This is a genomic window from Cloacibacterium sp. Arc13, assembly GCF_041431305.1.
Classification (GTDB): Bacteria; Bacteroidota; Bacteroidia; order Flavobacteriales; family Weeksellaceae; genus Cloacibacterium; species Cloacibacterium caeni_B.
Window position 1 is genome coordinate 96,337 of record NZ_JASMRM010000005.1, and the last position, 13,000, is coordinate 109,336.

A 13,000-nucleotide genomic window follows, 5' to 3' on the forward strand; every position below is an offset into this window, starting at 1 on the left:
AAATTATAGAATACATATAGGCATTTTGACATTGTTCTGTTTGGTTTTCTTTATGATGCCAAGTCAGAGCTATGCCTGTTCCAAAAATTCAACAAAGACCGAGCAGTCTTCCTGCTCAAAGGAGAAATCCAAAAAATCAGAACATAAAAAAGGTTGCAAGAGCAAATCCTGTAAAAAATGCAAAAGTGACAAATGCGGGGGCGGTTGTTCACACAGCTCTTGCAGGTGCGGTGCTTCAACCACTTCCCTAAATGTCCCAACCATAATCGAATTAAAGGCAAAAAATCACTTAGCAGCGGCTAAAAAGCAAAAATTCGGTTTCAAAGAAGCCTACTATTCTTCGGGCTTTTTCTCCATTTGGCTACCGCCTAAAATAAGCTAAAACTATGGCCTGATAGCCATAGGTGTGCCTTGTCAAAAGCTATTTCGGCTTTTGCAAATCCCCTATTTGTACTATTTATTTAAAATTCAAGGGAAATGGGTTTGCTAATACCCCTTTTCCGAAAATGTATATTATTATGAAATCATTATCAAAAATAGTGATGGTAATCGCCGTATTACTATCATCAATAAACGGCTTCGCACAAATCAAGAATGCGAAAACAGAAACCGTAAAGATTTATGGCAATTGTGGTATGTGCAAAACCACCATCGAAAAAGCAGGTAACGTAAAAAAGGTAGCCAGTGTGGACTGGAACAAAGATACCAAGATAGCTACGCTCACCTATGACGGCGACAAAACAAATCAGGATGAAATCCTGAAACGTATCGCTTTGGCTGGTTATGACAGTGAGAAGTTCCGTGCGCCGGATGACGCATATGCTAAACTGGCTGGTTGCTGCCAGTATGATAGACCAGTGAAGACGGTTGCCAAAAACAAGGAGGCGGGAATGGACATGAATGCCGGACATGGCAATCACGACCATAGCCAAATGGCAGCTAACAAAGATGCAGCCCAAAACCAATCACAGCTAAAGGCTGTATTTGACAACTACTTTTCAGTGAAAGATGCTTTGATAAAAACCGATGCAGCGACCGCATCTGCCAAAGCCGCTGAATTGGCTACATCCCTTAAAGCAGTCGATATGAATAAGCTATCAGCAGAGGAACATACGGCTTGGATGAAAGTAATGCAGGACTTAACGGCCAATGCGGAAAGCATTTCAAAATCAAAAGACGTTGCAAAACAAAGAAGTGCTTTTGCGGCACTTTCGGGAAGCATCTACACACTGGCTAAAGTGTCTAAACAGGACACCCCCGTTTATTACCAGCACTGTCCTATGTACAATGGAGGTAAGGGAGCCAATTGGCTAAGTAAAGAGAATGCCGTTAAAAATCCATATTACGGCTCACAGATGCTTACCTGCGGCAGTACGGTCGAAACCATTAAATAACAGGTCTGAAAGCTATGGTACAGTACAATGACATGGTGCAGGCACTTAAAGACCTAAGACAGCGTGGGTACAGTATGGACTTTAGTCTGTTGCCGGACTGCCTTTACTGTGCGTCAAAGAGCCTGAAACTAAAACCGGAGGATTTTACGGTTACGGAAACTCATAGGTTTGAAAGCCTCGACAGTAGTCCTGATAACAATGCCGTGATTTATGCCATATCGTCCAATGACGGTAAGAGCAAAGGGGTACTTGTTGATGCCTATGGTACTTATGCTGAAGAAATGTCCCATGAGATGGTAAAAAAATTAAATGCAACATAACTTTTAAAATCCCTTGTTATGAAAAAATACACGTGTCCTATGCACCCGCAGGTGCTAAAAGACGAACCAGGCAAATGCCCTCTTTGTGGCATGGCATTGGTTCACGTTGGCGGTACGTCAGCTTCTCATGAACACACATCAGAACATGGGCATTCCGGGCATTCTCAACATGGCCATGCTGATGAAAACTTTAATAAACATGAGGGACATCATACAGGCGATTTCCTCACACGTTTTTGGATAAGCCTTGTCATTACAATCCCTATCCTGCTCCTGTCGCACATGATACAGCAATGGTTGGGTTTCTCCCTTGTTTTCAATGGCGATAAATATGTGCTGCTGGCATTGGGTACGGTGATTTATAGCTATGGAGGCTTGCCATTCCTAAAAGGAATGATTGGCGAGATAAAAGCCAAGGCCATAGGCATGATGACCCTTGTCGCCATTGCCATATCCGTAGCCTATGTCTATTCCGTAGCCGTTGTATTTGGCTTGCAGGGTATGGACTTCTTTTGGGAACTGGCAACCCTTATTGACATCATGCTGTTAGGGCATTGGCTGGAAATGCGTTCCCAAATGGCTGCTTCACGGGCATTGCAGTCATTGGTGGCTTTGCTGCCCAACGATGTTACCGTGGAACGTGGCGGAGAAGCCGTAAAGATAAAGCTCGAAGACCTGCAAAGCGGTGAAACGGCTATCATAAAACCGGGTGAAAAAATTCCAGCCGATGGATTGGTACTGGAGGGGCTTTCGTATATCAACGAGAGTATGCTTACCGGAGAAAGTGTTCCCGTAAAAAAGGAAAAAGACGGAAAGGTCATCGCAGGCTCTATCAATGGCGATGGTGCGCTGAAAGTCAAGGTAACAGCCGTGGGAAAAGACAGCTACCTGAACAGGGTTATCAATCTTGTGCAGGAAGCGCAGGCTACCAAGTCTAATACACAGAACCTTGCGGACAAAGTTGCCAAATGGCTCACCTTTATTGCCATTGCCGTTGGCATAGGCACATTTGCCTATTGGTATGCAAGCAGTGGAGATATTGCCTTTGCGCTTGAAAGAATGGTGACGGTGATGGTAACGGCCTGCCCGCACGCATTGGGCGTGGCTATCCCGTTGGTGGTCGCCATTTCCACAACGCTATCGGCGACCAATGGTCTGCTCATCCGCAACCGCACAGCATTTGAAACCACCCGAAAACTTTCCACTGTCATTTTTGATAAGACCGGAACGCTCACCAAAGGTTCCCATGCCGTAGAAAAGGTTATACCGTTAACAGACGAATATAATGCCGATGAGGTTATCCAGTATGCTGCCGCAGTACAGCAAAATTCGGAACACCATATCGCAAAAGGCATTATGGCTACATTGAAAGAAAAGAGGCTTCCTTTATGGAAGTCTGAAAACTTTAGCTATATGCAGGGTATAGGTGTAAAAGGTGTTGTAAACGGAAAGAGTGTTGTAGCTGGTGGCCCGAATTACTTCACCGAAAACCACCTTTCTTTGCCGGAAATTCCAACCGAAATTAATCAGGAAGCCGAAACAGTAAACTTTGTTCTCATTGATGACCGGGTAATCGGCCTCATTACTTTGGCAGACAGCATCCGTGAGGGGTCGGCACAGGCGATTGAGGAACTCAAAAAAATGGGCATCAAGTCCTTTCTGCTCACGGGGGATAACGACAGGATTGCTGCTGCCGTAGCCGGAAAATTGGGTATGGACGGGTATTTGGCCAATGTGCTTCCGCATAACAAGCAGGAGAAAGTAAAGGAGTTTCAGGCAAAAGGCGAAATCGTAGCAATGACTGGTGATGGTGTAAATGATGCACCTGCACTGGCACAGGCAGATGTGGGCATTGCCGTGGGTTCCGGTACGGACGTGGCTGCCGAAACAGCGGATATCATATTGGTAGACAGCGACCCGAGGGATGTGGTCAAACTGATTGACTTCGGCAAACTTACCTACAAAAAGATGGTACAGAACCTGATATGGGCGGTTGGCTACAACGTGGTGGCAATACCGCTTGCGGCAGGCGTACTCTATCCGAATTTTGTTTTAAGTCCCGCTATGGGTGCTGTGCTGATGAGTGTAAGCACCATTGTAGTGGCTATTAACGCAAGTTTTTTAAAAATCAAAAAATAAATAAAAATGAAAAATCTAACATTATCAATCATTGCTGTTATCATGGCATTTGTAACAGTATCATGCAATCAGGCATCCAACAAAAACGAGCAGTCTTCAAGTGATACTGCTGTTGTATCACAAGAACAGTCAGCTTCCCAACCAAAAGAGGATGATACGGTAGCTGCGCCCGTTGTGAGTGAAACTCCGAGCGGTCAGGAAGCAAAAGCAACAGGAAAAGAAGAAGCAAAAAACTTTTCTATTGCGCCCATAGTTACCGATTATCTATCATTAAAGAACGCACTTGCTTCAGATAATGACAAAGCTGCCGCCAATGCAGGAAAAAAGCTGTTGGGTACTTTGAATAAGGTGGATATGAAAACTATTCCAGCCGATAAGCATAAAGAGTTTATGGAAATTTTTGAAAGTGCAAAAGAAAATGCCGAGCACATTGGCGAAAATGCTGGGAAGATAGACCACCAAAGAGAACATTTAGCGTCGCTTAGCGAAGATTTGAAAGACCTGGTTAGTTTGTTCGGCACATCACAAACATTGTATCAAGACCATTGCCCGATGTTCAATGACGGGAAAGGAGCTGTTTGGTTCAGCGAAAGCAAAGAAATCAAAAACCCTTACTACGGTTCTAAAATGCTGACCTGCGGTAAGGTGGAAAAAACAATTAACAGCAAATAAAATTTAGGGTTATGGAAAATATGCAGAACAACCACCATACAGGTCATGCTTCAGGGCATGGTGCGCACAATTCAAGCCATGCTTCAGCCATGTACAAACGCTTTGCGATTATGGCTGTCGTAATGTTCGGTGCAATGTATTTTATTATGTACGCTATGATAGACGGGTTGCGCAACCTTATACCCAATATCAACAATTTGTATATGACCCTGCTGATGACTTCGGCAATGTTGCTTATCGAATTAGTGGTAATGAAAGTAATGTACCCCAACAGGAAGATGAATTGGGCGATAGCCATCATCTCGGTTGCTGTTGGCATCTTTTCATGGTTTGGTATCAGGGAACAAATCAATGTCGGGGACAAGCAGTTTGCAAAGGGTATGATACCCCATCACGCAGCAGCCATATTGATGTCCGAAAAGGCACACCTGACCGACCCGGAACTGATAGAGCTGCAAAAAAATATACTTAAAACCCAAGCGGAAGAAATTGAACTAATGAAGCGCAAGCTAAAAGAGTTTGAAGAAAGTAAATAATAAAATTTAAAAAAACAAGTTTGGACATGAACAAAATAATAATTGGCTTTATTTCCTTATTAACCCTGCTATTCACCGCTTGCGGTCAGGCGGGGTCAAATAAGGATGAAGCGGAACAGCAGCATTCGCAGGCAACTCCGGAAAGCAACGGACATACTACCCAAATAGGTGAATTGGTTCCATCGGATGAAGTCTGCATGGTCAACGATGCCTATATCGGCAAAAAGCAGTTTGAAGTAAAATTTGATGGTAAAACCTATTACGGATGTTGCGAAATGTGTAAGGAACGTATTCCAAAAGATGCGACCGTGCGGATGGCGATAGACCCCTATTCCCATAAGCAGGTAGACAAAGCTAATGCGGTGATTGCTGTGACAGGAAATAACGGTGAAGTTTCTTATTTTGAAAACAAGGAGAATTATGCCAAGTATGTGAAAAAACAGTAGACACAAAAAGATGAAGCCACAATAAAATAATTATGACCATAAAGAAGAAAATCATATTGGGGCTGGCTGTCGTCCTGATTGCCATACAGTTCTTTCAGCCCTTACGGAACCAGGCGGTTGAAGTGCCAGCCACCCATATCGAAAGGGTGTACGCCGTACCCCAAAATGTAAAGGCTATCCTTGTTCAGTCCTGTTATGACTGCCATAGCAACAATACCCATTATCCGTGGTACAGCCGTATCCAGCCCGGCGCATGGTACATGGCAGAGCATATAAAAAAGGGGAAAGAGGAACTCAACTTTAGCGAATTTGGCGACTATTCTGTCCGCAGGCAGCGAAACAAGTTCAGGGCTATGGCCGGGCAGGTTAAGGACGGGGAAATGCCGTTGTCATCATACACACTAATTCATCGCAATGCAGTATTGTCACCGGAGGATAAGCAGGTTTTGATAGCGTGGTTTAGCACAATGGAAGACAGCATTAAATAAAATTTTTCAAATCATGAACAGATATAATAAAATACCTATAAGAATTTTGCAAACAGTGCTGATACTGCTTTGCACGCAAACGCTGTTTGCACAGAGAGTGGTGCATTACGAGCTGTATGTAAAAGATACGCTTGTCAACTATGCAGGTAAGCAAAAAAGGGCAATTGCCGTAAACGGGCAAATCCCCATGCCCACCCTTACCTTTACCGAGGGCGACACTGCCGAAATAGTGGTGCACAACCAATTGAAAGAAAGCACATCACTTCACTGGCATGGTGTGTTCCTGCCCAATAAAGAAGACGGTGTGCCCTGGCTTACACAAAAACCCATCGCACCGGGCACAACCTACACCTACCGTTTTCCGATTATCCAGCATGGTACGCACTGGTACCATTCCCACTCAGGATTGCAGGAGCAGATTGGCATGTACGGAAGTTTTATCATGAAGAAAAGAAGCGATGATAAGACATTCAGAAAAGGAATTGACGATTTGCCGACCGTTCCAATTATATTAAGTGAGTGGACAAATCTTAACCCCGATAATATCAACCGTATGCTACACAATGCAAATGATTGGGCGGCCATTAAGAAAGGCGCAACACAATCATATGTTGAAGCTATTAAGGAGGGAAAATTAGGGGTAAAGGTAAAAAACGAGTGGAAGCGGATGCTGGCGATGGATGTCAGTGACGTTTACTATGATAAAATCCTAATAAATGGTAGCCATAGCACCGATTTGAAAACAATTGATGGTAAAAAGCTAAAAGCAGGCGACAAAGTCAGATTGCGTGTTTCCAATGGAGGGGCGTCTTCATATTTCTGGCTACGGTATGCTGGAGGAAAAATTACAGTAGTAGCGAATGATGGGAATGATGTTGAGCCTGTAGAGGTGGACAGGTTAATCATTGCCGTTTCTGAAACTTACGATATTGTAGTGACTATCCCTCAAGATGGTTTGGCTTACGAGTTCTTAGCAACAACCGAAGACAGGACACAATCTGCGAGTTACTTTATAGGTGATGGAGTCAAACAGCTTATTTCTCCACTCCCACGATTGAAGTATTTCGAGGGGATGAAGATGATGAACGATATGATGAAAATGAATGGCGATTTGAACGATATGGGCATGAAGATGAGCCTTAACCAAATGGACATGAATGTAGTGATGTATCCCGAAATTACCGGAGATGCAACAAAAAAAGCAGACCACAGTAAGCATGAGGGTATGGATATGGATAACGACGCTAACCGTTACAACGCTAATGCCTTGGGAGACATCAAAACATTAAATTATGCTATGTTGCAATCACCTTATAACACCTCTCTTCCAAATGATGCGCCCGTAAAAGAGTTGAAATTCACACTTACTGGCAACATGAACCGCTATGTATGGAGCATGGATAATAAAATACTTTCGGAAACTGACAAAATACCTGTAAAAAAAGGAGAAATTCTACGGATTACCATTTATAATAATTCAATGATGCGGCATCCAATGCATCTTCACGGATTTGATTTCAGGGTGATAAACGGAAAAGGCGAAAAATCGCCGCTTAAAAATGTGTTGGATATCATGCCTATGGAAACAGATACCATTGAGTTTTTAGCAAATGAGGAAGGTGATTGGTTCTTTCATTGCCATATATTATATCACATGATGGCGGGAATGAACAGGGTCTTTGAAGTTGGAGACTACAATAACCCCTATCTACCCGACAAGGCAAAAGCCTATAAAGAATTGCAAAGAGAAAGTAATATGCCTCATTTTATGGCACAAAACGATTTTGCAACCAATGGTAATGATGGAGAAGCTATGCTAATGAATGCACGCTACCAATTAGGAACAGAATGGCGTTTAGGCTATAATAGTATGCACGGTTATGAAGTAGAAACCCATTTAGGTAGATACATTGGAAAGATGCAATGGTTCATGCCCTTTGTAGGTTTTGATTACCGCTACCGTAAAATGGGAGAAGATGAACACGAAAAGAACATATTTGGACAAACCAACAAGAAAGACACCCGCAGGGCGTTCAGTTTAGGGTTTATGTATACGTTACCTATGCTGGTCAATTTTCAGGCAGAAGTATATCATGATGGAATTGTGAGATTGCAGTTAATGCGTGAAGATATACCAATTTCAAAAAGACTAAGAGGTGGTTTTATGGTGAATACCGACTTAGAGTATATGGGAGAACTTAGGTATATCATTAATAAGAATATAGGTATACGTACCCACTATGATAGCGATATGGGCTTTGGTGTGGGGCTGGCATTGACTTATTAAAATTAAATAACTAAGGGTTGTAAACTGCATAACCGTAAAAAAATATCGGTAAAAAAAAGGAGGTGATGCAGGTGTAATTCGCAAAGACTAACCTGCATCATACTACAACCCTTTAAAGTATGCAACAAAAATCTATCTATCGTTCCATCATCAATACAGTAGAGGTTGAATTTTTTTAAGCAGTAATTGCATCATAAGCTAATACGAACAGTGTTAGCTTTTCTGTATTAACCAATAATATATTACATCAAAATGAAGCGAATGGATAAATTTTACAATGAAACATATCTTAAATTGGAAACTGCAATCCAGGAACTGGAGATTGAAACCGACTGCCCCATAAAAAGAATTGAAGCCGTTATACACCATATCATACAAAGCCTTGCCGACTTAAAGGACTTTGTACTGAAAAATGACTTTAAGAATATGGAAGAAGAAATCCATTTTTTCAAGTATCAGAAACCTGTTATTGTTTCAAAGCTCATCTACTACAATGCCATCTATAAAATCGAAACAAGAAGACCCTACGGGAACAAGCGTACCAAGAAATATTTTACCAAAGAACTGAAAAAGCTAAAAAGGTTCTTTGAAAACAACCTTGATTTTTACAAGTATTACCGCAGCAATAATTCTTTCGTTGACGAAAAATTCTTTGTGCGTGGCAAGCACGATATAAGGCTGTGGTTAGACACATTTTATTTTGAAGCAGACCATCGTTTTTCTACTTCACACGATTATAAGGTTGCCAAGATTATTGCCAATGACCTGATACAAGTTTATTTGGAAGACAGGCTCAATAACATCAATGTGAAAAGGGGTTCGGACAATTCATTGAAATGGACGGCAAGTAAAACGGCACTGACGGAACTCATATATGCACTGTACTCCCACGGTGTATTTAACAATGGGAATACAGACATAAAATTGATAGCTAAAACTTTTGAAGAAGCCTTTAATATTGAGTTAGGCGATTTTTACCACACGTTTATGGAACTGAAAGCCCGTAAGATAAACCGAACCAAATTCCTTGACAGCCTGTGTGTAGCCCTAATAAAAAAAATGGACGAAAAGGACGAAAAGTAACGACTATTATAATACGCCACGAGGTGAATGAACGCCTTTTGTCCGTATAATGCTTTCCTGCACCTTTGGGGCTTCATTCTGCTTTTCTGCCTGCTCCGAAGCATCTTGTTTGGTTTCCGGCGTAATAGATAGCTGTATCTTTCTTTCTACGGCAGCCAGTTCCGTTTTAAGCTCACTCAATCGGCTTTCCTTAGACCAAGTACCGTTAACCACTTCCTGAAGTATAGGCAGGTCTTTTTGTATTTCTGCGATTTTTTCCTGTTCCTGCTTTACAAAGCCCGGCAGCTTTTCCAAAGCCCTCAAAAAATTCATTGCGGCAGTTTCGGGGTTTTTTGCCATCAGACCGTTATTGTAGGTGTACTTGATATTGCCTTCGCCCTGTCACGTCCTAAAAAAAGTTTACACTTTTTATATTAATACTAAAATTCGTTTACAGTTCAAATATAATCCTAAAATAATTTGTCGTTTATTCATTCTTTTACACTTTTTTGTGTAAAGCTATTTTAGGACAAGACAATAAAAATAACCACTTTTTTAGTGGGAAGGAAAGATACTTTCTTCCCTTTGGAAGGATACTTTCTGCCCGCTAACATTTTTCCATACTCTCAAACCTGCCTAATTTAGTCACCAGAATTCTAAATCAAAATCCGGCGCCGGGATAACTTTTTAAAACCACTAACTAAAAATTATGAAAAAGTATATCTCATTTTTAAGCTTTACTGCTGCATTCTTCATGCAGTCATGTGAAAGATCTGATTCTGAAGCATATATTACAGAACAAGGGAATCAAAGTATGAAAACCATAAGCCACAAAGAATCTTTAAAGACAGAGAATAATAGCTTCTCTGCGAAAGATGATTCGGATAGCCTCGAAGATGATTCAAAAGATGAACCCAAAAGGGACAAACAGCATTGGAAAATTGCTAAGGATAGCATCCTTTAACTTTTAGTCATCTTATTTAGCGCCTAAAAGGGACAGGAATGGAAAACCAAAAAGTATATCTGGTCACAGGAAGGAAATGCACCATAAGTGGAGAATGGGAAATCGAAGGAAGAATCAGCACGCTTGTATATATTTCAAAAGGAGAAATAATGCCGGCATACTGTAGTAAAAGTGTAAAATGGATTTTAATCAGAAAAGGATAAATAACAGAAGGATGGATACCAAGAGAACAAGAATCACAACATTCATCAGCATTTTTTTTATACTGCTGTTTTGTTATGCCGCGATCAGTAAAATCATGGATTTTGAAAAATTTCAGATTCAAATGACTGAATCACCATTGTTAAGTGCTTTCGCTGGATTTTTACCTTATGTACTTATCATTTCTGAATTCATCATTGCAGAATTGCTGTGTTACAGGATAACCCAAAATGCTGGACTCTTAGCAAGCTTTATCCTGATGCTATTTTTCACAGGATATATTGCACACATGCTCCTCACATCAGAAAATTTACCCTGTTCCTGTGGTGGAATATTAGAAAAAATGAGCTGGACACAGCACCTGTATTTCAACATCGGATGTGCTGTTCTTGCTGCCATTGCCTTAGGGATTAACATTAGAAACAGCAGGCCTGCTGATTAAGATAGTTACCATAGTGCTGACTATGGAAGAACACGACTGGAATTTTGTTTTTTAGTTTAACCTTAAAATTAGACAACCGAAAGCTGTTTAACCATCCGAGAATTTTAAATGTATCTATTAACAAGACTTTGTTTGAGAATACAATTTCTCAGACAGGTTTCTAAAGTTTTCAAGGGAATCTTTTTTGATGTATAAAAAGACCAGTATCATGAAAATGAAAACATTTTTAAAAACCAATGCTTTAGCCATTATGGCATTGCTATTTGCAGGAAGCATCATGTCATTTAAAATCGCTGAGGACAATGCCGATTCTACAACCTATTTCTATAATAGCGAAGATGTATCTACAGGAGCTTTTGCCAATGTATCTCATTGGCAAACTACCAATGCTTCAGAATGTGAAAATTATGGGGACAGACCTTGTAGTATTGTTGTACCAGAAGGACAGAACTTAAATAGTATTTTATCTGGCAAAACCAATGATCAGGTACTCTTAATGAGCACGAATCGTAAACCTTAACAATTATTGAGCGATAAAAGTAATCGTAAGATAAAAGGAGGGCTGACCATTACAGGTCAGCCTTTTCTTTTTTTACTCTTTTTACACTTAGTTTTTTATCCTGTTTTTCCTCCGTTAGTTTTATGATTTACTATTATCTCGGATTCTGAGGCATTCCCGTTAAAGCAATAATATCTTCTGGAATGGCAATCGCATATTTAAGATCGTTGGGTAGCAACGTGTACGTTTGTCCGCCTATTGTTCTTGTGAGGGTTATTGCATCACCATCACGGTTATAACGTTTCAAATCTGCCCATCGAATTCCTCTGAACAAAAGTTCCTTTCGTCTTTCCTCTTTGATGATTTGCAAAGCTTCTTCTTTTGTACTTGCTGAAAAAGGAACGAAAGTTCCCGTTTTCCATCTTGTGATGAGTAAACTGTTGAGCATATCCATTGCATGAGCAATATCATTTGTTCTGGCATACGATTCTGCTGCAATTAAGTACAGTTCATCCATAGTTATCCCTGTCATCTTTCCCGAGGAGCTTCCAGTGTAATTTCCTTTGAATGTAATATCTCCATTAGTGCTGACTCTAAAAAAGGCTGCTTTTCTCAAATCATTGGCTTGGTAAGACTGATACAAACTCAAAGGTACTTTTGCAACCGCAAAACGGATGGGACCAGAATTTCGCATGATAGCTCTGAGCAATACTTCCACATTCATATTACTTATAGGATAAGAAGCTGATACATTGAGGGTATTAAAATTGATGAGACTATTTTGCAAACTCAAAGCCTCTAAGGCGTAGGTTAAAGCCTTTTCATTATCTCCCATATATTGGTAGGTTCTTGCCAAATATCCTAAAGCAACAACTTTTGAAGGTCTTGAGGTAGCAATTTGCTTAACAGGAAGAAGATTTACCGCTTCGTGCAGGTCTTTCAAAATTTGCTCAAAAGTTTGTTGTACCGAAGACCTTACAGAAGGAATATTCATATCAGGATCTAAGCGAATGGGCATCCCTAAGTCTTTCTCAGCAGTAGCTTTATTGTACACAGGACACCAAACTTGCGCAGCATCCAGATAACGAATAGCCCTTATTACCAAAGCTTGTCCTCTTACATTTTCAGCTCCCGAAATAGCATAAGTATCCAGATTATTCAATACCGCATTAGAAATATAAATAGCTCTGTAAGCATAAGACCAATCATTCCCTACTCCCTGATTGGTAGATAGATAATCATTTTGCCATGTATATAGTCGCCTATCTTCCTGATACATCATAGCGTTATAGTCTGCATCTGATAAATAAAAATCATCACTTGAAGCCATGCCACTCGATGCAAAGTTGGTAAGTACATCTGTAAATCGGTCTAATAATGCCTGGTTATCTTCAAGAGTCATAGGAACAGCAAGCGTAGTGTCTGATTTTTCATCTAAAAAACGGTTACAGCCCGTCAACACATTTAAAACAAATAAAAATCCTAATATGAATTTAATAGCTCTTGTTTTAAATAAAAATATTTTTAATGATGTTTTCATAATTTTCATG

The 13,000-nt window shown here is 40.6% G+C and carries 15 protein-coding genes and 1 pseudogene; 14 read left to right on the forward strand and 2 right to left on the reverse strand.

What is annotated here, in order from left to right:
• Window positions 1-71 precede the first annotated feature (71 nt).
• From QO190_RS05790 to QO190_RS05835, 10 genes are all read left to right on the forward strand, one after another.
• The gene (locus QO190_RS05790) at window positions 72-251 is read left to right on the forward strand and encodes a hypothetical protein (protein ID WP_027374963.1); all 180 of its coding nucleotides are present in this window, start codon (window positions 72-74) and stop codon (window positions 249-251) included.
• A gap of 267 nt (window positions 252-518) precedes the next feature.
• On the forward strand, window positions 519-1,394 hold the full coding sequence (locus QO190_RS05795) for a DUF3347 domain-containing protein (RefSeq protein WP_371462070.1): 876 nt from the start codon (window positions 519-521) through the stop codon (window positions 1,392-1,394).
• A 14-nt stretch (window positions 1,395-1,408) separates the two neighbouring features.
• Window positions 1,409-1,714 carry a phosphoribosylpyrophosphate synthetase gene (locus QO190_RS05800; RefSeq protein ID WP_223053843.1) on the forward strand — a complete coding sequence of 102 codons (306 nt, stop codon included), beginning with the start codon at window positions 1,409-1,411 and terminating at the stop codon, window positions 1,712-1,714.
• 18 nt (window positions 1,715-1,732) lie between these two features.
• Window positions 1,733-3,853, forward strand: a complete 2,121-nt coding sequence (locus tag QO190_RS05805; RefSeq protein WP_371462071.1) for a heavy metal translocating P-type ATPase — start codon at window positions 1,733-1,735, stop codon at window positions 3,851-3,853.
• Between the two features lie 6 nt (window positions 3,854-3,859).
• Window positions 3,860-4,525: a DUF3347 domain-containing protein gene (locus tag QO190_RS05810; protein ID WP_371462072.1), complete on the forward strand. Its 666-nt coding sequence runs from the start codon at window positions 3,860-3,862 to the stop codon at window positions 4,523-4,525.
• An 11-nt stretch (window positions 4,526-4,536) separates the two neighbouring features.
• On the forward strand, window positions 4,537-5,061 hold the full coding sequence (locus QO190_RS05815) for a DUF305 domain-containing protein (RefSeq protein WP_286801645.1): 525 nt from the start codon (window positions 4,537-4,539) through the stop codon (window positions 5,059-5,061).
• A 26-nt stretch (window positions 5,062-5,087) separates the two neighbouring features.
• A complete protein-coding gene (locus QO190_RS05820; protein ID WP_070566707.1) occupies window positions 5,088-5,507 on the forward strand; it encodes a hypothetical protein in 420 nt (139 codons plus the stop codon).
• A 32-nt stretch (window positions 5,508-5,539) separates the two neighbouring features.
• Window positions 5,540-5,995 (forward strand): heme-binding domain-containing protein, encoded by a 456-nt coding sequence (locus tag QO190_RS05825; RefSeq protein WP_070566710.1) that lies wholly within the window; start codon window positions 5,540-5,542, stop codon window positions 5,993-5,995.
• Window positions 5,996-6,008: 13 nt separating this feature from the next.
• Entirely contained in the window at window positions 6,009-8,282 is a 2,274-nt protein-coding gene (locus tag QO190_RS05830; protein ID WP_024566633.1) for a multicopper oxidase family protein, read from the forward strand.
• A 261-nt stretch (window positions 8,283-8,543) separates the two neighbouring features.
• The gene (locus tag QO190_RS05835) at window positions 8,544-9,365 is read left to right on the forward strand and encodes an RteC domain-containing protein (protein WP_371462073.1); all 822 of its coding nucleotides are present in this window, start codon (window positions 8,544-8,546) and stop codon (window positions 9,363-9,365) included.
• A 6-nt stretch (window positions 9,366-9,371) separates the two neighbouring features.
• On the opposite strand, the pseudogene QO190_RS05840 reads toward QO190_RS05835, so the two are convergent.
• Window positions 9,372-9,746 (reverse strand): annotated as a pseudogene (locus QO190_RS05840) (helicase); the annotation flags it as partial.
• A 307-nt stretch (window positions 9,747-10,053) separates the two neighbouring features.
• On the opposite strand from QO190_RS05840, the gene QO190_RS05845 reads away from it, so the two are divergent.
• The 4 genes from QO190_RS05845 to QO190_RS05860 all read left to right on the forward strand — a co-directional run bounded on the left by QO190_RS05845 (window position 10,054) and on the right by QO190_RS05860 (window position 11,471).
• Complete coding sequence (locus tag QO190_RS05845; RefSeq protein WP_371462074.1) at window positions 10,054-10,308, forward strand: hypothetical protein; 255 nt, start codon at window positions 10,054-10,056, stop codon at window positions 10,306-10,308.
• 38 nt (window positions 10,309-10,346) lie between these two features.
• Entirely contained in the window at window positions 10,347-10,511 is a 165-nt protein-coding gene (locus QO190_RS05850; RefSeq protein ID WP_371462075.1) for a hypothetical protein, read from the forward strand.
• Between the two features lie 11 nt (window positions 10,512-10,522).
• Window positions 10,523-10,951: a MauE/DoxX family redox-associated membrane protein gene (locus tag QO190_RS05855; RefSeq protein WP_371462076.1), complete on the forward strand. Its 429-nt coding sequence runs from the start codon at window positions 10,523-10,525 to the stop codon at window positions 10,949-10,951.
• A gap of 187 nt (window positions 10,952-11,138) precedes the next feature.
• A complete protein-coding gene (locus QO190_RS05860; RefSeq protein ID WP_371462077.1) occupies window positions 11,139-11,471 on the forward strand; it encodes a hypothetical protein in 333 nt (110 codons plus the stop codon).
• Window positions 11,472-11,604: 133 nt separating this feature from the next.
• Here QO190_RS05860 and QO190_RS05865 read toward each other — a convergent pair whose 3' ends face one another.
• Window positions 11,605-12,990 (reverse strand): RagB/SusD family nutrient uptake outer membrane protein, encoded by a 1,386-nt coding sequence (locus QO190_RS05865; protein WP_371462078.1) that lies wholly within the window; start codon window positions 12,988-12,990, stop codon window positions 11,605-11,607.
• Between the last annotated feature and the right edge of the window lie 10 nt (window positions 12,991-13,000).

Excerpts from the sequence above, each read along its gene's own strand:
- QO190_RS05805 (WP_371462071.1), top strand. The coding sequence starts at position 1,733 with ATGAAAAAATACACGTGTCCTATGCACCCGCAGGTGCTAAAAGACGAA.
- QO190_RS05865 (WP_371462078.1), bottom strand. The coding sequence starts at position 12,990 with ATGAAAACATCATTAAAAATATTTTTATTTAAAACAAGAGCTATTAAA.
- QO190_RS05790 (WP_027374963.1), top strand. The coding sequence starts at position 72 with ATGCCTGTTCCAAAAATTCAACAAAGACCGAGCAGTCTTCCTGCTCAA.
- QO190_RS05810 (WP_371462072.1), top strand. The coding sequence starts at position 3,860 with ATGAAAAATCTAACATTATCAATCATTGCTGTTATCATGGCATTTGTA.
- QO190_RS05830 (WP_024566633.1), top strand. The coding sequence starts at position 6,009 with ATGAACAGATATAATAAAATACCTATAAGAATTTTGCAAACAGTGCTG.
- QO190_RS05800 (WP_223053843.1), top strand. The coding sequence starts at position 1,409 with ATGGTACAGTACAATGACATGGTGCAGGCACTTAAAGACCTAAGACAG.
- QO190_RS05825 (WP_070566710.1), top strand. The coding sequence starts at position 5,540 with ATGACCATAAAGAAGAAAATCATATTGGGGCTGGCTGTCGTCCTGATT.
- QO190_RS05815 (WP_286801645.1), top strand. The coding sequence starts at position 4,537 with ATGGAAAATATGCAGAACAACCACCATACAGGTCATGCTTCAGGGCAT.
- QO190_RS05855 (WP_371462076.1), top strand. The coding sequence starts at position 10,523 with ATGGATACCAAGAGAACAAGAATCACAACATTCATCAGCATTTTTTTT.
- QO190_RS05835 (WP_371462073.1), top strand. The coding sequence starts at position 8,544 with ATGGATAAATTTTACAATGAAACATATCTTAAATTGGAAACTGCAATC.
- QO190_RS05860 (WP_371462077.1), top strand. The coding sequence starts at position 11,139 with ATGTATAAAAAGACCAGTATCATGAAAATGAAAACATTTTTAAAAACC.
- QO190_RS05820 (WP_070566707.1), top strand. The coding sequence starts at position 5,088 with ATGAACAAAATAATAATTGGCTTTATTTCCTTATTAACCCTGCTATTC.
- QO190_RS05795 (WP_371462070.1), top strand. The coding sequence starts at position 519 with ATGAAATCATTATCAAAAATAGTGATGGTAATCGCCGTATTACTATCA.
- QO190_RS05850 (WP_371462075.1), top strand. The coding sequence starts at position 10,347 with ATGGAAAACCAAAAAGTATATCTGGTCACAGGAAGGAAATGCACCATA.
- QO190_RS05845 (WP_371462074.1), top strand. The coding sequence starts at position 10,054 with ATGAAAAAGTATATCTCATTTTTAAGCTTTACTGCTGCATTCTTCATG.